Source organism: Candidatus Bathyarchaeota archaeon A05DMB-5 (assembly GCA_019685655.1).
Lineage (GTDB): Archaea > Thermoproteota > Bathyarchaeia > Bathyarchaeales > Bathycorpusculaceae > DSLH01.
In genome coordinates this window covers 159,558-180,025 of sequence record JABFQP010000003.1, presented here as the reverse complement: position 1 = coordinate 180,025, position 20,468 = coordinate 159,558, and the positions used below count along the sequence as shown (strand labels likewise).

22 protein-coding genes are annotated in these 20,468 nt (G+C 40.6%); 8 read left to right on the top strand and 14 right to left on the bottom strand.

Annotated features, from left to right (window positions below):
- Positions 1–5: 5 nt before the first annotated feature.
- The 8 genes from HM003_05365 to HM003_05330 all read right to left on the bottom strand — a co-directional run bounded on the left by HM003_05365 (position 6) and on the right by HM003_05330 (position 8,547).
- The gene (locus HM003_05365) at positions 6–635 is read right to left on the bottom strand and encodes a molybdenum cofactor guanylyltransferase (protein ID MBX5328766.1); all 630 of its coding nucleotides are present in this window, start codon (positions 633–635) and stop codon (positions 6–8) included.
- 33 nt (positions 636–668) lie between these two features.
- Entirely contained in the window at positions 669–998 is a 330-nt protein-coding gene (locus HM003_05360) for a hypothetical protein (protein ID MBX5328765.1), read from the bottom strand.
- A gap of 291 nt (positions 999–1,289) precedes the next feature.
- The gene (locus HM003_05355; protein MBX5328764.1) at positions 1,290–2,066 is read right to left on the bottom strand and encodes an AAA family ATPase; all 777 of its coding nucleotides are present in this window, start codon (positions 2,064–2,066) and stop codon (positions 1,290–1,292) included.
- Between the two features lie 3 nt (positions 2,067–2,069).
- Positions 2,070–2,363 carry a hypothetical protein gene (locus HM003_05350; protein MBX5328763.1) on the bottom strand — a complete coding sequence of 98 codons (294 nt, stop codon included), beginning with the start codon at positions 2,361–2,363 and terminating at the stop codon, positions 2,070–2,072.
- 372 nt (positions 2,364–2,735) lie between these two features.
- Entirely contained in the window at positions 2,736–3,029 is a 294-nt protein-coding gene (locus HM003_05345) for a transcriptional regulator (protein ID MBX5328762.1), read from the bottom strand.
- Positions 3,030–3,116: 87 nt separating this feature from the next.
- Positions 3,117–3,299 (bottom strand): hypothetical protein, encoded by a 183-nt coding sequence (locus HM003_05340; protein ID MBX5328761.1) that lies wholly within the window; start codon positions 3,297–3,299, stop codon positions 3,117–3,119.
- A gap of 314 nt (positions 3,300–3,613) precedes the next feature.
- Positions 3,614–5,335, bottom strand: a complete 1,722-nt coding sequence (locus HM003_05335; protein ID MBX5328760.1) for a hypothetical protein — start codon at positions 5,333–5,335, stop codon at positions 3,614–3,616.
- Positions 5,336–5,709: 374 nt separating this feature from the next.
- Positions 5,710–8,547 (bottom strand): M28 family peptidase, encoded by a 2,838-nt coding sequence (locus HM003_05330; GenBank protein ID MBX5328759.1) that lies wholly within the window; start codon positions 8,545–8,547, stop codon positions 5,710–5,712.
- A 185-nt stretch (positions 8,548–8,732) separates the two neighbouring features.
- Between HM003_05330 and HM003_05325 the strand changes: the two genes are divergently transcribed.
- The 3 genes from HM003_05325 to HM003_05315 all read left to right on the top strand — a co-directional run bounded on the left by HM003_05325 (position 8,733) and on the right by HM003_05315 (position 10,346).
- Entirely contained in the window at positions 8,733–9,191 is a 459-nt protein-coding gene (locus tag HM003_05325) for a hypothetical protein (protein MBX5328758.1), read from the top strand.
- A 73-nt stretch (positions 9,192–9,264) separates the two neighbouring features.
- Positions 9,265–9,555: a hypothetical protein gene (locus tag HM003_05320; GenBank protein MBX5328757.1), complete on the top strand. Its 291-nt coding sequence runs from the start codon at positions 9,265–9,267 to the stop codon at positions 9,553–9,555.
- Between the two features lie 71 nt (positions 9,556–9,626).
- Complete coding sequence (locus HM003_05315) at positions 9,627–10,346, top strand: hypothetical protein (GenBank protein MBX5328756.1); 720 nt, start codon at positions 9,627–9,629, stop codon at positions 10,344–10,346.
- A 79-nt stretch (positions 10,347–10,425) separates the two neighbouring features.
- Here the strand turns inward: HM003_05315 and HM003_05310 are convergent, their stop codons facing one another.
- Both HM003_05310 and dapA read right to left on the bottom strand, forming a co-directional pair.
- Entirely contained in the window at positions 10,426–11,226 is an 801-nt protein-coding gene (locus tag HM003_05310; protein ID MBX5328755.1) for a tRNA (adenine-N1)-methyltransferase, read from the bottom strand.
- A 9-nt stretch (positions 11,227–11,235) separates the two neighbouring features.
- Positions 11,236–12,714, bottom strand: coding sequence for a 4-hydroxy-tetrahydrodipicolinate synthase (gene dapA, locus HM003_05305; GenBank protein MBX5328754.1), 1,479 nt, complete (start codon positions 12,712–12,714; stop codon positions 11,236–11,238).
- Between the two features lie 161 nt (positions 12,715–12,875).
- Between dapA and HM003_05300 the strand changes: the two genes are divergently transcribed.
- Positions 12,876–13,769, top strand: a complete 894-nt coding sequence (locus HM003_05300; protein ID MBX5328753.1) for a hypothetical protein — start codon at positions 12,876–12,878, stop codon at positions 13,767–13,769.
- A gap of 68 nt (positions 13,770–13,837) precedes the next feature.
- Positions 13,838–15,112, top strand: coding sequence for a hypothetical protein (locus tag HM003_05295; protein ID MBX5328752.1), 1,275 nt, complete (start codon positions 13,838–13,840; stop codon positions 15,110–15,112).
- Between the two features lie 19 nt (positions 15,113–15,131).
- On the opposite strand, the gene HM003_05290 is transcribed toward HM003_05295, so the two are convergent.
- Together HM003_05290 and HM003_05285 are read right to left on the bottom strand one after the other, a co-directional pair.
- A complete protein-coding gene (locus tag HM003_05290; GenBank protein MBX5328751.1) occupies positions 15,132–15,824 on the bottom strand; it encodes a hypothetical protein in 693 nt (230 codons plus the stop codon).
- A gap of 127 nt (positions 15,825–15,951) precedes the next feature.
- Positions 15,952–16,191 (bottom strand): hypothetical protein, encoded by a 240-nt coding sequence (locus HM003_05285; protein MBX5328750.1) that lies wholly within the window; start codon positions 16,189–16,191, stop codon positions 15,952–15,954.
- 216 nt (positions 16,192–16,407) lie between these two features.
- Here HM003_05285 and HM003_05280 point away from each other — a divergent pair, with 216 nt between their 5' ends.
- Both HM003_05280 and HM003_05275 read left to right on the top strand, forming a co-directional pair.
- The gene (locus HM003_05280) at positions 16,408–16,842 is read left to right on the top strand and encodes a hypothetical protein (GenBank protein ID MBX5328749.1); all 435 of its coding nucleotides are present in this window, start codon (positions 16,408–16,410) and stop codon (positions 16,840–16,842) included.
- 85 nt (positions 16,843–16,927) lie between these two features.
- Positions 16,928–17,719 (top strand): GNAT family N-acetyltransferase, encoded by a 792-nt coding sequence (locus HM003_05275; protein MBX5328748.1) that lies wholly within the window; start codon positions 16,928–16,930, stop codon positions 17,717–17,719.
- Here the strand turns inward: HM003_05275 and HM003_05270 are convergent.
- Positions 17,700–18,095, bottom strand: coding sequence for a hypothetical protein (locus HM003_05270; GenBank protein ID MBX5328747.1), 396 nt, complete (start codon positions 18,093–18,095; stop codon positions 17,700–17,702). The genes HM003_05275 and HM003_05270 overlap by 20 nt on opposite strands.
- Before the next feature lie 11 nt (positions 18,096–18,106).
- Positions 18,107–18,859: a hypothetical protein gene (locus HM003_05265; GenBank protein MBX5328746.1), complete on the bottom strand. Its 753-nt coding sequence runs from the start codon at positions 18,857–18,859 to the stop codon at positions 18,107–18,109.
- A 221-nt stretch (positions 18,860–19,080) separates the two neighbouring features.
- On the opposite strand from HM003_05265, the gene HM003_05260 reads away from it, so the two are divergent.
- Positions 19,081–20,466: an NADP-dependent malic enzyme gene (locus HM003_05260; GenBank protein MBX5328745.1), complete on the top strand. Its 1,386-nt coding sequence runs from the start codon at positions 19,081–19,083 to the stop codon at positions 20,464–20,466.
- The last annotated feature ends 2 nt before the right edge of the window (positions 20,467–20,468 follow it).

Genomic DNA, 20,468 nt, shown 5'->3' with positions numbered 1-20,468 from the left:
GTCAATTAAACTCTGCTCTTTCGCACTTTAAGAATGTTTTCAGCTTTCTTAAGGTCAAGCAGAGTGTTAACGTTAAAGAATGTTCTAAGTTCTGGGTCTAGTTGCTGCAATACAAGCGTAGAAACAAAACGCACACCCTTCAACTTATCCACCATAGACCGCATATTCACTTCACCCATTCTCAACGCACTTTCAGCAACTTCCAAAGCCATCCTCGTCTGATAAACCGCATGCAAAGGCTCTATGTAACCATTCGGCCATCTTGGAATCACAGCCGCTCTATTTATGCATAATTCAAAAAGAAGAGAAAGAACATCTTTTGAAAGAAAAGGCACGTCACATGGAAGAAGAAGAGAAAAATCTCCAGACGCCATTTTAAAACCTGTTTTTGCACCCACAAGCGGACCACGCAACTTTCCATCGTCAACGACAACCTTCGCACTCGAATCTAGCATTTTCCTATAGTTATCAGCTTGCGAGTTAGAACTAACAACAACTATCTGCTCATCAACAATGGAAGAAACAGCATCCAAAACATGATTTACAAGAGGTTTGTTTGCTAACTGCAGCAATCCCTTATCTTGTCCGAGTCTGCTTGAAAATCCGCCTGCGAGAATAATTGCTGACCTATTCAAAGGCGAGTCTCCAGTTTCAATGGAATGCTATGCTTACCGAGATTTTGTTAGCGACCTCACAGCTTCAGCAATTATGAACAAACCAATCAACACTATAATTGTTTGTAATAATGGCAGTTCATAACCCATCAATGCTGCTCCGCCAAATGCAAAGGCAATTATTCCAATAAACAAGCTAAACTTATTCAAACCCATACCTAACCCAGCCCTTGCAATGCACAACCCAATCAAAATAAGCCCCACTCCCAAAGCAACATACTCGGTCATACGGACTTGATAATATTCATAAACTGCCCAACTAACGCCGATGAGAACAAAAAACAAACCCCATGCCAACGCTGTTAAAGCTACGCTTTTGTTCAAACCTAAACACCACATCAGATGTTTACATTTAAAGCGGATATAAAATTATCGTGTATTTTGATTAAGCGTATGATGTTATATACGTTCAGTGTATGAAATATTACGAGAACGGAATACAGTATATTACCAAAAAATAGGACTTATTTATTCACTGAGAAGGGAGAAACAATGAACTCCGAAATCAGAGAGCTAAACCGTCTAATATGCAAGCAATGCAAAGAAAAAGAATACGAGAAGTGCAAAACCTGCAAAATCTATCAGTTAGTAAATAAAATAGCAGGACAATAATGCTTAAGGCATTTTATCTATTTTACCTGCTATTTCTCCCAAGATTTTAGTGAATGGATGCTCCGGTTTCTCTTGAGCAAAAATGATGTTTCCTTCTCCCCTTAAAATATCACAGAAACAAGGAATAACTCCTAACAAAGGAACCATATACAAATCTTTAACTTTGGCTTGCATCGTTTCTTTTCCAGACTTTGAAGTAACATCCTGCAAAACTTTGTTCAGCACAATTTCCGTCTTCTTCTCGAACAAGTCGTAAAGCTCCCGTAACATACGTCGAGTGCCATCAACATCAGACCTATCAAACGTTGTTGCCACAAGCACAATATCAGCGCCTACAATAGCGTTTATAGAAGAGTACTGCAAGCCAGGGCTCGTGTCAAAAATTAGATAGTCAAAGCCTTTGTCATTTAAAAGAGAAGTTCTGAGAGATAAGAGTCTTCCTAGAGCGCGCATTTCCCATTTTCTGTCTTTCGCGGTCATGTCTCTGATTGCTTCTGTTGCTGGATTAGCAAATCCCACAAAAAGCTTTCCGCCATTGTGGATTTTGTCGCTTAAGTCTACTAAGACCTTGTCGATTTCGCATGTTCCATTCAAATAATCATTTAACCAATGTTCAGTCTTCTCAATCTTCAAGAGCGTGACAAGGCTTGGGGCTCGGAAGTCAAGATCAAGTAGGCAAACTTTCTTTTCAAGCTTAACGAATGTTGCGGCTAAATTAACTGAAAGAAGAGTTTTTCCTGTTCCGCCCTTATAAGAATGAACCGCAATTATTTTTCCCAATGTTTACCCTCCTTGACTTTCTCTATCTACGTAGAAATACGCTTTTCGTCCTTTCCTTTCTTTTTTCAGATACCCCATAATAACAAGCTGATTAAGATATGCGCTTTCCACAGCTCTAGCCCTGTGCGTTTGTTGGGCTATTTCGTCGGCTGTAGCGCGTCCGAGCCTGCACACGGTCATTGCTGTTTTTCTTAAGTGGTCTGGCATAGAAAGCAGGGTCATGACATCCAAAGGCGTTTCTGGAAGAGGTTGAATGTCCTTTCTGCCATGCTTTTGCAACTCAATCATAACTTCCATTTTCTCGTTTAACCTCTCCAGATTTTCTCTGATTTTCTCTAGCACTTGTAAGGGTTTTTTTCCAAGAGATTCCTGTTTAGCCACGCTGATTCCCCTATGTGTTTTACATGTGTACAATAGTTTAGAGCGTAAAGCGTTTATTAAGTCTTGCGAAACATCCATAATGATTCTTAAAGTAAACGTTCACTACTTACGTTAAATGCCAGATTTTTTCAGCGTCTTTTTGAATTGAGATGTTGTATTGTATGCGTTTAGAAGTAAGATGGTTGTTTGTTTTTCGTCGCTTTTGGAAGTGATTAGAAAGCAGATTTTTTTGTGTTTTAAAAGTATATAATTTCGTGAAAGAGTGCTACGTTTAAAAAATTTAGATGGTTAGTATGGTACAGGTGCTCTGTTTCTTAATTCTTCAACGATTGGTAAGACTTGTTTGAGTTCGCGGAAGTACTTGAGGACTGTAATGCCTCTTTGTGTTATGGCGTAGACAACTCTGCGTTTTCCGATTGTGCGTTCTTCAACAAGTTGTTGTTTTATTAAAAAGTCTAAATATTGTTTCAGTACGCTGCAGTTAACATTAGCTTTATACATGATGTGGGTTAGCTTTAATGGACCACGGTGGGCAAGCACCTTAAGGATGTCAATATACATTTCAAGTTTGGATCGTCTCATTATCCTAAACCTCTTGGCGATATTTTCACCCTTTTTATATAAAGCTTTTATGGTTTCAAACTACGTCTTTTTCCTCTTTAGTCCCCATTAGTAGCTTCTTTTCGCTTGTGCTCTGTTTAACACGTTTATTCTATTTTGGAAGGCTGTGACCATGTCATCTACCAATATTTTTTGTAATTCTGTCTTGAGTCCTTTCATGTTTTCTTTGAAAACCTTGGTCATTTTTGTTTGCAGTTCTTTTCTTTGCTTTGGTGTTATGTCATGTTTCAAGGAGTTTCCTCCAACGATTATGCACACAAATAGGCTATGGGTATTTAACTGTCTTATGAACAGAAAATATGAATCTAAAATCCACATTTTTGACTATTCATTTGGTGCTTTTGGAAAAGTATAGTCCCCCTTATAAATAGGTTGAATCTTAGTTTGAAACCATTTAGAGAGTTGTAGAGAATTTTGGTGTTTTTCTTGCACCAGGATCTTTTTAGGGAGTTGCAGAATATTTCGGGCGATAAGTAAGCATGTTCAAGAGAGTTTTGATCGAGTGGAAAAAGAAAGAAATTGGATAGACTAAGTTGTATTGGTGTTTATGGGTATTTTTTTCCGAAAGCATCGATTACTATCATTATGTCGTCCATGTTAACCTTTCCGTCGCCGTTTATGTCGCCTATGGCAAAGCCGAGTTTGTATCCTTTGATTTCAATCATATGCCTTCCTTCTGAATAGTTAAAGCGGAGAATCAGATGGGTCGCATTTGCTATGATTAAGTCATAATTGTTGGGGTCAATTAAGGTGCCGTTGATTTTCAACTCGATTGGAACATCTAGCCTAGCTCTTGGAATGTTAAGTGAGCAGGATCCATTTGTGCTTGCTGTGATGTTGAAAGTTATTAAGCCATAGGCTTGTGTCCAATTTGGCTTGAATTTTCTCGATGCAGTAACATGGTCGCTATTTAAAACAACGAAGTATTGTTTGTCTCCTGGTGGGCTTAGTATATGCCATAATGTGACGTTAATTTCTCTAGTGGAGCTCCATGTTTCATTTAAAGGGTGATAGTCGACATTGTACGGATTAATCTGCTTTTTGCATGGAGGGTCAGTGATGCCATCTCCATCGTTGTCAACCAGAGAAAATCCTGTTATATCATCCCAGTAATTTCCTTCTCGTGTCAAGTTCCATGGATTCGTAGAAGTTGGCATAGACAAAACTCCTGCTGGGTTGTTGATGAAATTATTATGATAGAATAGAGTTCCGTTGCAACATAGAGATACACTATACCAGTTATCTATTATATTGTTGCCAACTACGAAATTGTTATCGCTTTCACTCAGAATAATGCCGGAACCATGGTTTATATACATGCTTTTTATTAAATTGTCGCTAATCGTATTATTTTGAGATGATGACAAGTATATTCCAGAGTATCCATCATGTAGAATATTACATTGGGTAATTGCGTTATTACTAGAAGATAGAAGACTAATACCTTCGTCACCATTGACTGAGATATTTTCCATCCGTGAGTCAGTAGTAGACTCAAACAAAACACCATAGTAATTGTTGATTAATTCTAAGTTACGTAGTGTAATATTCTTTGACCAGACAACCAAAACTCCTTGAATATTGTTTCTTAATAAGGCGCCCTCAACTATTATATTTGTGGAATTTATTATTGCTACATATCCAGCATCTGAAATTTTTCCGTATTGATGATTTATCCAGTAACGTATGGGTTTTCCTTCTATCGCGTTTGAAGCATCTATATCATGAATATAATGTTCTAGCGTATAACCGGAAACTCCGAAGTTTCTCTCATTAGCATTCAACTTGTTATTCTGTAATGTACAGTTGAAAGTTTGTTCGAGAAAAATGCCGTTTGTGTTATAGATGACGGTGTTGTTTATGATCCTAGTATTATCAGAGCGTAAATAAACGCCATATTGACCATTTCTAATTATAAAACCGTTGATCTCAACATTTAAAGAGGTCACATTAAACACTGGTTTTTGTTTATTTACGCCGTCGACAGTAGGATAGTATCCGGGCGGATCATATGAATAGCGTCTAATTACAAGAGATTTGTTGATCCTTATGCTCTCATAATAAGGTGTGTCTTTCCACTTTACCTCTATTATATCACCATCTAAGACAGATTCGTTGTTTATAGCCTCTTGTATACTGGTAAAGTCAGACGGAGGTGGACCTACATACCAAGTTTTACCGGTTGTCTGGTGTGCTTTGAATGTCGTCGCCAATGTTCCCATAAGCAACAGTGTGAGCGCTACACCGGAAATTGTTTTGTCTTTCATCCTTTTTCCTCCTTTCTCCTCCTTTATTCACTTAAGGAAGAAGGAGCAAACCTTTGAAAGAAATCAGTTCATCGACTTCTGAGAGGCTAGTCACAGAAGCCAATCAAGCCAACAATAGAAAGTATCCCTCTTCCTTACAAGAATAAAATTATCCTAACAATTATATTTATGATTTTTGTTAGTTGGTTCTAGACGCTAAAAACTACGCCCTAACTGACAATTGTCAGCTTAACCGAAGAATATTTTTATTTTCGATTTTCCTAATATTTTGTTGCCGGATGATGAGAAGGCATTAGCTTGACAATAATACACGGATGAAATCTCAGAGTTACTCGGACGGCACTCACTTAAATTTTACAATCATAAGAGAGATATCACGGGTAAGTTTTTCCGAAGTTGTCACATGCAATGATTATGTCGCCCATGTCTACTCTGCCGTTTCCGTCTACATCATAGTTTGGGTTATGAGGACATAATATGCAGGGTGGCGTGTGCCAGTACCACCCGTCTGCTTTAAGTATTGATCCGAAGGCTCCAACAATAAACATAATATCATCCATTTTAACCTTAAAATCGCCATCCACATCCCCAAGAAGCGTTATCAAAACAAGACCATTGAATGTGCAGTTGTTGTCTGTTGCAGAGGTTTCGTCTGGAAAAGGCCAAGCATAAGCCCGTATGGTATAATTGCCCTTTTCAAATTCTGTAGTGTTCCACGGGATAGCAACCGTAACTGAGGTTCCATTAGCGACAGCAATATTCACGATTGTTGCGATAATTGTAGCGTTTGCATACGCTGTAACATTTACATGTTCTATGTACCCTCCTTGATTCTCTATTGTTACTTTAATCTGCATCAAAGAGGATTGCCCTGAAACAGTTTTGCTAGGCACAACGTTTGTTAAGGCAATGTTACGAGGTGACGGAGGAACATTAGGTGAAATACGCACTGTTGTAAGCGCGGCTATTTGAATGTGCTTTTCAAGATCCACCGCTTCAACCCAGTCTAATGTTAACGTAGAAGTTGAATTGTCATATTCTGTGTGAATCCAGCCTGGACTGCCCATGTACCAAGCATCATTATAAAGAAGAGGAAATGAAATCAGCAAAGCACTAGATGGAATCGGCGTCGCATCAGAAATATTTGCATAAAGACCCCAATATTGATAATAAATGCTGTTGGCCCATGATGGGTTTCTAAATGTCTCTTGATCAGAACCACCAGGCGATTCCAACTCGCCAGATACACCAAGTTCCAAAGCAGCTTCTAACACAACTTGGTCTAAATCAAAACCGTTCACCGGCTCAGTTTCAGTAACTCGAAACTCATCACTACCTATGCAATCCAAACTAATGACAGCCTTAACGTTTACCATGTCGCTTTTGTGCTGTTTCACATAGTTTATTGAGCCTACCAGATAGAGCTCCTCACTTGCAAAGGCTACAAACAGAAGCGTATATGCAGGTTTATAGACGCCGTTTTCAACAGCATCAGAAAAAACTTTTGCAAGCTCTATTACCCCTGCCGTTCCTGCACCGTTGTCACAGAAGCCAGCACACATAACCGTGTCGTAATGACCGGAAATGATTATCATTTTATCTGGGTCTATGTAGCCTTTAATTCTTCCAACAACATTGTAATGAGTGCCTGTACCAATAACTGAACGGATAGACACATTAGCAGAGACATTCACGCTACTTTCTCTATTTCGAATCCACAAGCCATCTTCATAGTTTACAGAGCCCACTGGAATGCCCAAATCCCAATAGTAGTCTCCAAAGGAACTTATCGGGCGTCCACCAGCAGAACTGTACATGGGAGGTGTGAATGACATCCAATCATACCACCACGTGTGAACGATTGCGGCTGGCGGCTGCGCCATCAACTTATTTCTGTATGTACTATGCCAACTGGAACTCCAACGAACTTCTCTACCAATCAATACTATCTTACCTGTAGTGTTTATGGCATTCCATGCGGTTGTGTTAATTGGATTCATACCTATCTCAAAGTAACTCTCAGCATTAGGCAGAGGTAAAATCACGAGATCACCAAAGGCTCCATTTGGAGAAGTTGGCCAACTGTAATGCTCGCATTGAAAAGAGTTTATCACGTTTTGGTCATATGTTGTATTTGGATTTCCATCATCATCAATTACAAGAGAAGGCTTACTGATCAAGTCCCAAGTTGTAAATTCGAAAGGTTCAAGCCATGTTTCTAATCCAAAATTTTCAAATTGTTCTTTAATCCAATATGCAGTTTCATTTGCACCCGCAGAGCCGCCTGAACGAAACGCGTAATGTTCAAGTGCTATGTTCTCTAGCTCTAAGTCGTGGTTGTAAGCGCGTGTACCGTTAACAAGGGAAACTATTTGTTGTTCGCATGGGTCTCTGGGATAAACAAAAGGATAACGATCTATGTTGTTTTCGTCGATTACGCGTGGCGTGTCGCCTATTCCGTCGCTTCCAGTCTCATTTTGATAAGGACCACTGTACAAGTCTACGCCCCAATAATCACTCCACAAGTTGCCGCCGGATGGATAGCCGTCATCCCAGGCATTCGCTGAGTTGTAAATATTGACTTGATTATTATTGAATAAAAAGTTGTTGTGGTGAATTGAATTGTTGTAAGAGGATTGTAGGTAAATGCCTGTTGAGTGTTTTGTTACATTGTTTTCGCGAATAACATTATAGTTCGACGCGTAAAGTCCGATGCCTATCCAATTGTCTGTCAAGTTATTTCCAACTATAGTATTGTAGAATGAATCAACAAGATCAAGGTTAGCTTTGCCATACAGCATTGTTTGATGTAGGTTGTTTCCGATGATGCTGCAGTTTTGGCAAGTATCAAGGCGGATACCATAATAGAATTTCGTGATCTCCATGTTTGTGATTGTTACGTTGTATCTGGCAACAAGGAGAACTCCGGCTTTATAGACGTCGCCGTTTCCTTGAACCATGTAACCAGCCCCGTCTAACTTCATATTATCTTTTTCTATAACAATTCCGTCGGCATTGCTAGTGATATTGCCAATTAGAATATAGACATCTCCGTCACGTAATATTGGTGCATCAGCCGGTTCTATGGAGCCGTTTGCCTTAATGTAAACAGTTCCCGTCCATGCCCTCACTGAATGAAAATTTGTTGTCATAACAAACATGCCGGCTAATAATAACATGCACAAAATAACTGAAGGTGTCCTGTTAAACATGCTCCTCTCCCCTATTATCTAATGAGTAAATCGGTTAGATTAATGCTTCTCCTCAAACAATTTTATCGTTAAATGCGTTAGTTCTATTTTATCCTAATCCTTAGTACAGCATTCGAAAATCGCTCTAAAGAAGCTTTGATTAAGCTTTTAAACAGTCATCTTATAATGATTGTTGGTAACCGTTCATGTCAAATGTTTCGCACGAATTTGATCTAGCTTTTTTAGAATCCGAATTAAAGGGTAAAACTCTTCTCGTCTACTGGTATCTGTTGCAACAACCAACACACATGGTTGGCGTTCGAGAGGTTCAACGTGCTTTAGGCTTTTCCAGTCCCAGCATAGCAGTTCATCACCTTGAGAAACTGCAAGACTTAGGGCTTGTTAATAAAAAAGGAACCGGCGAATACGTATTAGAAGAAGAAGTGAAAGTGGGGATTTTGCGTTTCTTTACACGCATGGGCAGATTTCTCGTGCCCAGATACCTTTTCTATTCTGTCTTTTTCTCCACCATGCTTACTGCTTATTTAGTCATCTGCATAATAAGCCAAGTAACTCCCAGTTTTTACACCATAACGTTTGGTTTAGTTGCCACAGTGATTCTGTGGATCGAAACAGTTCGATTGTGGAGGGCTAGACCACTATGAGCGTTTACCATGCTGTTCTAAAATGTAGAATTAAAAGACTTAGAATGTATTACTGTTTGTGGAGGCCTCATAAGTGAGAAAAGTGCTGCTTTACGCAGTAACTGCAGTCATTCTTGGATTACTAATAACGTTGGTTCCGCTAGTTACGTTTGCGAAGATAACACCAGCACACACGGATGCAGAAGCGCATGTACTTTCCAAATCGTTGAGAGACCTTGAAGGCTTACGTGCAGATACACCTACATATTCTCATGCAGACATTGAAGTCTTAGCCATAAGTTTTGTAGTTGCACTGATTGCGTACATACTGCTTAAGCGAAGAACGCCTTACCGCGAACTCCCATCGCTTAGGCCACCGTACTAGATTTAGTACAATAATGTTCTGAAACGTAGCATTATAGCAATTTACCGTCTAATACAATTTTGGTGTTAAAAATGTTGATAAGAAAGAAGGAAATTGTTGCCGCAGTAGCCTTGTGCACGACTGTTTTGCTTTTGACTATCTACCTTAGTACGAGACATGAACAGCAGCATTCTGCGTCATTGTACATATGCAGTGAAAATAGTGGAAAGGATTTCAGAAGTATTCAGAGCATTTCCCCAACATCACAGGTGCAGTATCAAGTGATTACGGAAACCATTGAAGGCGAATTAGAAAAAGGCGCATTTGAAGACGCTGTTGATAGGCTTACTGTTCTTGCCGATGAAAAGGATGGTTACGTAAAATCCTTACATATGACTTACCAGAACGATGCGTGGAGTGGACAGATGCTTTGCAAAATTCCTCCCGCAAATGTGACATCCTTCACGTTCAACGCGAGGGCAATAATTGACTTGAATGGAACAGTAACTTACATAAACATCAGTGTTGAAACAGTAAATGCATCAGACATTACGCCAGAAGAAGAGTTTTCATCAATTACTATAAACTTGAAGGAGAAGAAACCTTCAGATGCTAGTGTAGACGCTTCGTTAGAGCCTGTTGTCAAGATTCTTTCTGCAAGCATTTTGTGGATTGCTCAAGGGCTAATAGTTGTCTTGCCGTTATGCTTTGTTTCGCTTGGAATAGTGCTGCTGTTTAACAGAGGAATTATACCAGTGTGGAGAAACGTGTTGAAAGGTTCAAAGCAAACGCCTAAAAAAGAAACTGCATAAAATCAAAAGAACCTCTTTTTCTTTTTTAATGAAGCGTTAGGTCAATAACAAGCAAATAGAAATTTAGCGGTAGGAATTTTTATTCTTTTGCTGAAGCGTCGAAACTGCGAATTGCTTTTCTGGCGAATGTTATGTATCCCGTGTGAGCTGTCATCAGAGTTTGCGGTCTTGTTTTGCCCCTTTCTATCTGCATTCCCCGCATTAGACATTCTATGGTTTCTGTGTCTACGAAGCAATTTTCCCTTAAAGCTTCAACGGTTTTGACTACTTGGTCAATTGTTGGGCTGAATGAGACTAGTGTTCCGCAAGGCTTCAATGCGTTGTACGTGTGGGGAATGACAAGCCATGGAGTGGCTAAATCGAGAATCACAGCGTCTACATCATTTTCGTCTATTCCAGCTGTTACATCTTTGTTTTTTAATTCCACAAAGTCGATTAAACCAGCACGTTTTAGGTTTTTCTCTGCAGTTTTTATGAATTCCTCTCGGATTTCGTAGCTGTAAACTTTGCCTTCTGGCTTGACATAATGCGCTAGGGCTGTTGTTAATGCACCAGTGCCGGTTCCAGCTTCGATGACACGACTCCCCGGTCCTATTCCACTGAACATTACTATTAGGGCGATGTCTTTTGGATAGGTTATCTGCGTTTGCCTAGTTGACTTCATTATGAAATCGCGGAGAAGAGGCTTCAACACCACGAATTCAATGCCCAGACTGCTGATAATTGCCGCGCCGTATTCTTTGCCGATTAAGTCGTCAAATTTTATGAAGCCCTTGTGTGTGTGGAAAATTTTGCCAGCTTCAACTTTTACCATGTAAGTTTTTCGTTGGTTCAAGTAGAGGAGTATGTAGTCGCCTTCGCGTATTTTTTGTTTTTTCAACTTAATTCACTATGGCGTGTATTTGAATGGGTGCTTCGAGCGGTCTTTGTTCTCTATTAACTCGTCAATGTTAGGTCTGCCTTCTATTGCCTTGCGGATTGCGTGACGCATGGCTTTGTAATTGTTTATGTACACTCTTTGTCTGTCAACTGCTGTGGGATGCACAAACACGTTTGCAATGATAATCAAGTCTTCAACTGCTTCTTTCGGAATAGTTCCATCTGCAACGCTGTCAACCACTGCCTTCGCAACTGCTGTTTGAGCTGGACCGTAAACCATGCTCGCTTGACGCATACTCGTAATAGTAACTGTTGGAACGATAAGTGTTACTGGTTTAACGGAGAGGTTGGGTTCCAAAATGGCTAATAGTGGCTCGTGTCCCGGTGTTGGTGCTGCTTTAGCCTTTGCGAAAGCTTCGCCGACTGGACCGTCGCTTTTTCCGATGATAAGGTCTATGTGGGCTACTTCTGCGCCTCCTCCAGCTAAGGCTTCGCCAACGCGTAGTTTGAAGTCTTTTATGATGTCTGGCGTTATGTTTACTGCCATGAAGCGCTGTTCTATTGTTTTTTCGGCGATTTCGAACGTTACTGCTTTAGGCTTTATTTTTCCTATTTTTTCCAAGTCTAAGCGTAATTCTTCTCTTGCCTCGTAGGTTAACTCGCCACCTACGCTTAATGGCTTTCGGACTGGTCCTACTTTGATTTTCATCATGTTTAACGCTTCTTTTGTGCCCACTGCTCCACTTCCAGCAATTATTCTGGCTATTTTCTGCACCTTATATTGGAGTTCGCGGGCTTTTTGCAACTCCCCGTTTTTAATGTGATTGTAGACTTGCACCCAAATGTCGGGTATCACGTTTGCGCTTGCAAGAATCGCGCCAGTGCATCCTGCAGCTAATGCTGCCACAACCACTTCGTCGTGTCCGCATAAGACGTTTATTTTGTCTCTTACTTTTTCCAACACTGCCAATATGAAGTTTAATTGTCCGCTGCTGTCTTTTACGCCTACTATGTTTGGAATTTGAGCCAAGTCTTCAACCATTTGCCAAGGCAACGGCAAACCTGTGCATTGAGGAATATTATAAAGAATTATTGGCATGTCAGCCTTACTGGCGATTGTATCGTAATGTTCGTATATTCCACGGTCTGCGGGTTTCAAATAGAATGGTGTCACGATTAAAACGGCGTCAGCACCCACATCTTTTGCATATTTTGTCATTTCTAAAGCTTGGTCTGTTCCGCTTGCGCCAGTTCCAGCGACAACTTTTACTCTTCCGTTGACTTCGTCGACTACAGTTTTTATGACTTGTTTTTTCTCTTCTGTTGTCATGTTTACAAATTCGCCTGTGGTGCCGCATGGCACAACTCCGTGAACGCCTAACTCAATGCAGTGGTTAACTAAAACGCGTAGTCTTTCTTCGTCAACTACTGTTCCATCGTCCGTGAATGGTGTGACTAAAGCGGGCAAGATTCCTTCGGGTCTATACATGGTTATCGTCACCTACTAGTTAACCATACATTTATATCATTTAAGCTTTGAAAAGAAGAGTATAACATTACAATTTGCCACTTTCTCTGCAAACTAATTTTTGGGTAAACTTTTTCTACACGGAAGAAGTAACGTTTTAATCAAGTTGAGATAAACATCAAATGTCTCGCAGTAAAATCTTCATATTCCTCATTATTCTTTCAGAAATTCTCATAGTAGTGTTTTTTCCCTACGCACTCGTCATAGGAAGGCAAACAGTGCCATTTCCGTTTTTGCGTGCTGAGTATTCTTACACGGTAAACATTCTAGGATATGGCTCTGTACAAGGGCAACTTGTGCTGAGTACTGCTGACATTATCAATGCAACATACATTAAAGTTACAGAAACGATTAGGACCGGAGGAATAGCTTCAACTTCAATGACCTTCTATGTAAGCTTAATCAACCGCTCAGCAATTTTTGCTGAAGAACTTTTGCCTACGCCGGAAATTCCGCCTCACGGTGAATACCTTGATTTGTGGATTGGCGAGGGCCATGCAGTTGGCGAGTCGCTAAAAATTTTGAATGGGACGGTTACTTTGGCTGGTTCTGGCTTGAGGTGTTATGGATGGATGTTCTTCAACACGTTGGCGGCGCATGATGTTGAATTTAATTGTTCCCAAAACGTTACACTCTACGGAAGTGTAATACCTGCTGATTATTATGGAAGGCTTGAGATAATATATGACCGTGAAACTGGGCTCATGTTGGAAGATAGGCAATGTTGGACTGTTAATTATGTGGAGTCGGGTTCTCCAAAAACGCTTTCTTACAATGTAATATTCATATATAGCACGTCAAATGTGCGTTTTACTTACTTCACTTACGCTTTAACAGTAGGCGTATACTCAGCAATCATCCTCGTAGTAGCTGCACTCGTATACCTTGCAGTCCACGTTTACCGAAAGAAGAAAGCAGAAAGACTAGCACTTGAAAAACCGCCAACCATAGGCGAGGAACCCTCGGCACCTCCACCACCTGCGCCGCCAACAGATACGCAATTTTTCCAGTTTTAGTGAAAATACTTAAATTGCGAGAGTCTCTGAAGACTAACGATTATGCGGAAGTGTCTATTTTGGATAAGATTCAGGAAAGATTGCGAATAAACGAGGAAAGCGTGAAAGAAATTAACGAGTTCTTACTTAGAAAAGATAATCCTCTCACGAACGGTCTGTTTGCGCTTGTTGAAAAATACGGCGGTGTGGAAGAGATTAACCGTAAGGCTAGGGAGTCCCGCAAGCTTGAAAACTTGATGAAGCGTCTTGAGAAAAAGAAGTCGCCTTTTGTTAAGGACCTTGAATGGTTAGTTAAGCAGCGCGACGAAAACTCCTTCATAAGCATATCTGACTATAGAAGAAAAATTTTGGGGAAGAAAGCCGATTCCATGCGGTTTGACGATTCTTTCGCGGTGACATTGGAAATTAGTGCCTTCAACTTTTTCCCATGGCTGATTGAAGAAGCAAAATATGCGATAAAGCAGCAAAACCTCATGCCAGGCAGATATATTCGTGTTCGTAACATGAAAGAGCAAGTGGAAGATGATGATTTGCTTGCAAGTATGGCGGCAATGCAAATTATAGGCGCTTCTTTCGTGGAAACGCTTGATACTAAAGGAACTATGCCAGGACCAGATGGCAAGCCAATAAATGTTCACTTGAGCGGACCGGAAACTATTACGGGTTATTTTGGTGGTGTTGGCGTTCCGAACGAGCACGCTTTGAAGTGGGTTGACGAATTACTTTATTACTATACAGAGTATGGCGTTCAGCAAGTTTTGAATGTAAATGCGGGAACTATTATGCTTGGATACTTGTTGCATAAGCTTGGAGTTGATATTGAATTCAAGATCTCGGTTTATGTAGGTAATGACAACCCCTATTTCATCTTTTGGACGCTGGCGACTGCAAAACTTTTTAGCCGAGATGATGGCACGACGCCGCTTATTGGCTTTAATCTTTCAAACTCTGCCAATAACGAGACAATTGAGCTTTCAGCTTATATTCGAAAAGCCTTCGACTTCGAGGACATTGTTCGCATCGAACACCACATAGTAGAAACCCAAAAAAGCATTGTAAGACAACCATACGATCGCCTTAATGAACTCCTAGAAATAGCAGACCACATCAAGAATATAAGCGCCAAACATGAAGGAGGCATCCCTGAAATTGACAAAAACAGAGAGCACCCATCAGACATTTTGGATTATTTCATTCCTAAAAAGGATATCCTTGAAAAAGGGTTAATGCCAAAACTACTTCGTAATTATTTGGACAAGCACGACGCTGTGAACCGAACAGCTGAGGCTTTAACAAAAAAGGGCTTGACATTCATCGCTGCGCAGAAACTGCACAAAAAATAAAATTAGAAAGATTAAGGCACTACCACGTCTGCTTTGGCTTTCGCACAATCAAGTAGACAGTTGTGGCTACAAAGAAAATGGTAACTACCGCCAAGGCGATTACCGCTTGTCGTGTGCTCTCAAGCTGACCCAGATTTTCTTGAAGTGAAGTATAATTCTGCTGAAGCTCCCAATAGGTAGTATTTAGCTGCTGATAAGCATCATTCAAACTTTCAAGTTGCTCTTTCATGTCTTTAAAGCGAACGTTTTCGATGTTTGTTAATGTGAAACCACATGTCAACGCTTCAAAATCCACGGTCACGATGTCATATTTTGCAGAGTAAGTTAATATGAGTTCACCATATGTCACTCCCCAAACATCCTCTGGTATCGTGAACGAGTGATTGTATTCTCGTGAATCATTGTCTAATGGGATGTTATTGTCGGTTATGTTGGTCATCAAAGTTTTTTCTGTGCCATTTATAAATCCAAATATGCTCAAGTTGAAATGCTTTAAATAAACGTCTGCCTGTCCTATCAGTTTCAATGTAATGTTAACGTAGTCTGCTGGTATAGCTTCTGCCGTTCCATTGACCTGTACCTTTATTCCAGGAACTTCCGAGTCAAAGAAAGTTGCCATTTCGCTAGGTGATTGTGCCTCAGCACTTTTCATGAGTGTTAAAGCGAGGCTAGGTATGATAAGGAATACAAACAACTGTTTGAGTTTTTTCATTTTTTCACAACCTAACAAAGAAACTAATGATTGAGTTTTATGGATGACAATTTAAGGTTTATCATCATTCTCTTGCAACCTTTTGCAGAAACTAGAGAAAAGCTCCAAAAATTAAGTTAAAACCGGTTCATCTTATTGAGCGTATAAAACGTTGGTATATGTATATGAAGTAGATAAGCGCAAACGCTGTTAGGATAATCTCGAACGTTAGTATTGCAGGGTTGTTTTCAACCGCCATGAAGTATCCGCGGTTTGCAATGTCTGCGAAAACGAGCACTTGTAGGAATATTGCGCCGCCTAAGCAGCTTAAGCCTAACGTGTGGAAGAGCATGCGAATTCGGCGGTTGATGATTGCGACGGCTTTCATTTTCTATCGTGAATATCAAGAGACTATACTTTAACTTATAACTTATGAATCACAACACACGACAAAACCTAATAATTAAACCTCAATACTCTAACATCAGAAAAGCATAACCGCAAGCCTTAAGAGTCAATTTAATGTTATGTGTTTTGTCAAAATATAAGGTGTTGAAAAAATTTGGCAGTTGAAGGTTTTTCAGGACCCAAACAACCTGTAGACGTGAAAGTAAGCGAATTAACCCCCGCCTCAAGAGCGGTAAACGTAACGGCAAAAGTTGTCTCCAAAAGCGAAATCAGAAACATCGCCGCAGGCAGAGACGGCGCACCACACCGCGTATGCGATGCGTTAGTCGGCGACGAAACAGGATGCGTATACTTGACATTATGGGATGACAACATTGAAAAAGTCAACGAAGGCGACACCATAACTGTTGGAAATGGCTACATCACACTTTTCAAAGGTAACATGCGACTAAACGTTGGCAGATATGGCACGTTGGAAGTTGCAAAAGAAGCATTAGCAAGCGAAGTCAACACAGAAAACAATCTATCAACAAAAGTCTATGAGCAGCCAAGACGCCCATTCAGAGGACGCGGCAGAAGAGACTTCGGCGGACGAGAAAGAAGAGGCGGCTACAGACAAAGACGATACTAGACGCGTTGTTTCGAGTGTAAAAAATTTCCCAAACGTTTTCTTCTCTCAACAATTACGTGTAAGTTTAGGTTTTCAGTGAAACAAGATGTCAACCAAATTGAAGACGGTTCAACTTGAAAAGTCGAATGAAGAAGAGTTCTTAAGGTTTCTTCAAAAAGACGAAATTCGACATGTCTTCACAATCTGCGACTTAAGATATGATAGAAACAAAACTCAAATATGGACCGCCACCGAAAATCATGAAATATACGGTTATCTCTTTGAATTTGACAAGAGAATTGTTCACACGTATGGAACGGCAGAAAGCATAACCCAACTCATACGCCATGTTGACTTGAGCGAGCCAACATTCGTTATAGAACCTCACCATCTCACAATCGTAAGAAAGTTCTTCGAACCAATAGAGCCAACTGACAAAGCAAGCAAAAGCAAAATCACCACGTATCTGATCATGAAGACAACGGCAAAAACTTTCAAACCGTTAATTCAGCATAGAATCAAAAAATTGGATATAGAAGACATTAAAGAAGTTGCAAAGAATTTTGGAGAAGAATGGGCAAACAGAATCAAAGATGCCATTGGAAAGGGAATAGCTTATGGTGCATACGACAACTACACGTTAGCATCTACAGCGACCACTTTAGAAATATTAGACACAATTGCGCTTATCAGAGGAGTATACACGGTTGATTCTTTAAGAGGAAAAGGACTCGCAACTTCAGTGGTCTCTGCCATCGTGAAAGAGATAATCAATTTAGACAAAGACGCCGTGCTTTGGGTTGCAAAGGACAACGTTCCAGCAAGGCGCGTATACGAGAAAATAGGCTTCCAACGAACGCAACATGTTCTTCTAGGATTTATGGCAAGAAAACTATGAATAGGCTATTCAAGAGAGAATTACGCTTGTATCGGAAACTTCCACAATCTCCGTGGGGCTTTTTTTTAACCGCGTTTTTTGCCTCGTTCAAGTATGTTGCAAAATCCCAATTTTTATTTTCTTTGTAATCCAAGCCAAGCTTGTCATAAAGACTTTTCAAAATTGCCTTCTCGATTACTCCAGCACCTATCCCAAAAATCTTTCTTAAACTTTTCACAAAAACATCAGGCTTTTCCAGAGCATCTTCTTTCTTCAGCGAATACAAACTTTGCAAATGAAAATAAACTGCGTTTCTCCCGCTTTTTCCAAGCACTAATAAGCCCTCATCGACAGCTTCGAACAGAAGACGTTTGAAATTTGTGCGGTTTTCAGTCAAGGTTATTTCTCCTAAAGCTCCTTTACGTGTACGTAGAATGCCAGTAAAAAGAACATGTATGAAACTGCATAGAGCAGTTCTATCGGATGCCCCGCATAATAGGTTCTTCGCAATTCTGTGTAGCTAAAAAGCACGTCAGCCCACGCGTTCAAAAGCACACCAGAACAGATAAACGCCCACGATTTGCCAAGGCTTCCTTTAAGAAAAATTAAGAGACCCAAAAAAGCCATAGATAACAACGCCATGTCCAATATGGGATAAAGAAAACCCATAGTTCGTGTAACTACGTCTTCTGTCCTAACCACTGGAGTTATCACGCTTATGGAGACGAAAAGAGCTAAGCCTAGAGTAACTGTCACAGAAGCAGCAAATATTTCGCGGGAAAGTACCGACTTGAAGATTTCAACATACAAGTATAACGCAATAAATAACGGTATGCAACCACCCAGCCAAAAAACATCCGCCAAAGACGGAAAAGGCATTTCCACATTCCACACAAGTGTGTAGCCAACTCGTATAGCTTCGCCAACAAACCAAAGAAATAATCCTAATGTGAAGAAAAGCCAAACGATTGAAAACTGCTCCTTGGCTCTGTGCCAATATTTTTGCAGAGAAAACCCTGAGCATATAACTGCTGCGCTTGCTATTATAGCGAGGAAACTGTTCGAAAAAACATGCATAAACGTTGGATAGTACGCTTGAAACGCATACAGCACTATTAAACTAGCAAGCAGTACTAGGATAATCTTGTAAACTGATGACACGAGGTACACCCAATGATTTATTCAGTTAGAGAATGTTAAAAAGCATGATGAGTTCAAAATTAAGTTTTATGACCTATAAATCCTTATTCAAAATAACCAGTGCACAGTAAAGACGCATAGGTAAATGCGTAATTTGTGTAATACTTCATTATAAAATCAACCGCAACCTTTAAAACCAATTTTAAAAACACAACAACATCTCATTCAAAGAGGATGATAAAATGTCTAAACCAAAAGAAGAAAAAAGAAAACCAACCGTGGAAGAACTGCTGGCTAAAGCCAAAAAACCCTCACAATTAGCTCCACCCTTACACAAATTCTACAGCGGAAAAGTCCAAATCATGCCAAAATGCGCTGTAGCAAGCCCAGACGACTTCGCAATATGGTACACGCCCGGCGTAGCAGCAGCATGCAGAGAAATCCAAGCTGACAAAGACAAGTCATTCGAGCTTACAAACCGCTGGAACTACGTGGCTGTAGTGTCCGATGGCACCCGCGTTTTAGGCTTAGGCGACATCGGTCCAGAAGCAGCCATGCCAGTAATGGAAGGCAAAGCTCTACTATTCAAATACCTAGGCGGCGTGGATGCTTTCCCAGTATGTCTAAAAACCAAAGACCCAGACGAGATAGTCCGCGCATGCGAACTCATCGAGCCAACTTTCGGCGGCATAAACCTGGAAGACATAGAGAAACCGAAATGTTTCTACGTTCTAGAAAAAGCTAGAGAACGTCTTCAAATTCCCGTCTGGCATGACGACCAGCAAGGCACAGCCACAGTAATATTGGCTGGCTTAATGAACGCCTTCAAAATAGTAGGCAAAAAACCAAAAGAAAGCCTCATAACCCTCGTGGGCGCTGGCGCAGCCAACCTCAGAACAGCCTACGTCCTCATAAGATGGGGAATCAAACCAGGCAACATTTTACTCGTCGACACCAAAGGCATAATCTACCCCGGCAGAAAGGACATAACAAAAGAAGAAGACCCATGGAAATACGAGCTATCCCAAAAAACAAACGCTGAAGGCAGAAAAGGTGACATAGCCGAAGCCTTCAAAGACGCAGACGCAGTGGTAGCCGCATCAAAACCAGGACCAAGCACAATAAAACCCGAATGGGTTAAGACCATGGCTGACGACGCAATAATTTTTGCGTGCGCAAACCCAATACCTGAAATATGGCCGTGGGAAGCAAAAGAAGCAGGAGCACGAATAATAGCCACAGGCAGAAGCGACTTTCCAAACCAAGTTAACAATAGCCTCGGTTTTCCAGCCATCTTCCGAGGCGTCTTAGACGTGAAAGCGAAAACAGTCACAGATGACATGTGCATTGCAGCAGCTCAAGAACTGGCAAAGTTTGCTGAAGAACGGGGAATGCATGAAGAAGACATTTTGCCACGAATGGAAGAATGGGAAGTTTTCCCAAGAGAGGCAGTGGCATGCGCGTTAAAATCCATTGAACAAGGTGTAGCACGAGTTAAACCTAGCAAGCAGGAACTCTACGAAAGAGCAGTTGCGATAATTCAAAATGCCAGAGAATCCGTGAAGTTGCTGATGAAGGAAGGATTAATAAGAAAACCGCCGCCAGAAGAAAAACTGCTTAAACAATGAGA

Excerpts from the sequence above, each read along its gene's own strand:
- HM003_05350 (MBX5328763.1), bottom strand. The coding sequence starts at position 2,363 with ATGGAAGTTATGATTGAGTTGCAAAAGCATGGCAGAAAGGACATTCAA.
- HM003_05285 (MBX5328750.1), bottom strand. The coding sequence starts at position 16,191 with ATGAAAGCCGTCGCAATCATCAACCGCCGAATTCGCATGCTCTTCCAC.
- HM003_05315 (MBX5328756.1), top strand. The coding sequence starts at position 9,627 with ATGTTGATAAGAAAGAAGGAAATTGTTGCCGCAGTAGCCTTGTGCACG.
- HM003_05330 (MBX5328759.1), bottom strand. The coding sequence starts at position 8,547 with ATGTTTAACAGGACACCTTCAGTTATTTTGTGCATGTTATTATTAGCC.
- HM003_05345 (MBX5328762.1), bottom strand. The coding sequence starts at position 3,029 with ATGAGACGATCCAAACTTGAAATGTATATTGACATCCTTAAGGTGCTT.
- HM003_05275 (MBX5328748.1), top strand. The coding sequence starts at position 16,928 with ATGTCAACCAAATTGAAGACGGTTCAACTTGAAAAGTCGAATGAAGAA.
- HM003_05290 (MBX5328751.1), bottom strand. The coding sequence starts at position 15,824 with ATGAAAAAACTCAAACAGTTGTTTGTATTCCTTATCATACCTAGCCTC.
- HM003_05260 (MBX5328745.1), top strand. The coding sequence starts at position 19,081 with ATGTCTAAACCAAAAGAAGAAAAAAGAAAACCAACCGTGGAAGAACTG.
- HM003_05300 (MBX5328753.1), top strand. The coding sequence starts at position 12,876 with ATGTCTCGCAGTAAAATCTTCATATTCCTCATTATTCTTTCAGAAATT.
- HM003_05325 (MBX5328758.1), top strand. The coding sequence starts at position 8,733 with ATGTCAAATGTTTCGCACGAATTTGATCTAGCTTTTTTAGAATCCGAA.
- HM003_05335 (MBX5328760.1), bottom strand. The coding sequence starts at position 5,335 with ATGAAAGACAAAACAATTTCCGGTGTAGCGCTCACACTGTTGCTTATG.
- dapA (MBX5328754.1), bottom strand. The coding sequence starts at position 12,714 with ATGTATAGACCCGAAGGAATCTTGCCCGCTTTAGTCACACCATTCACG.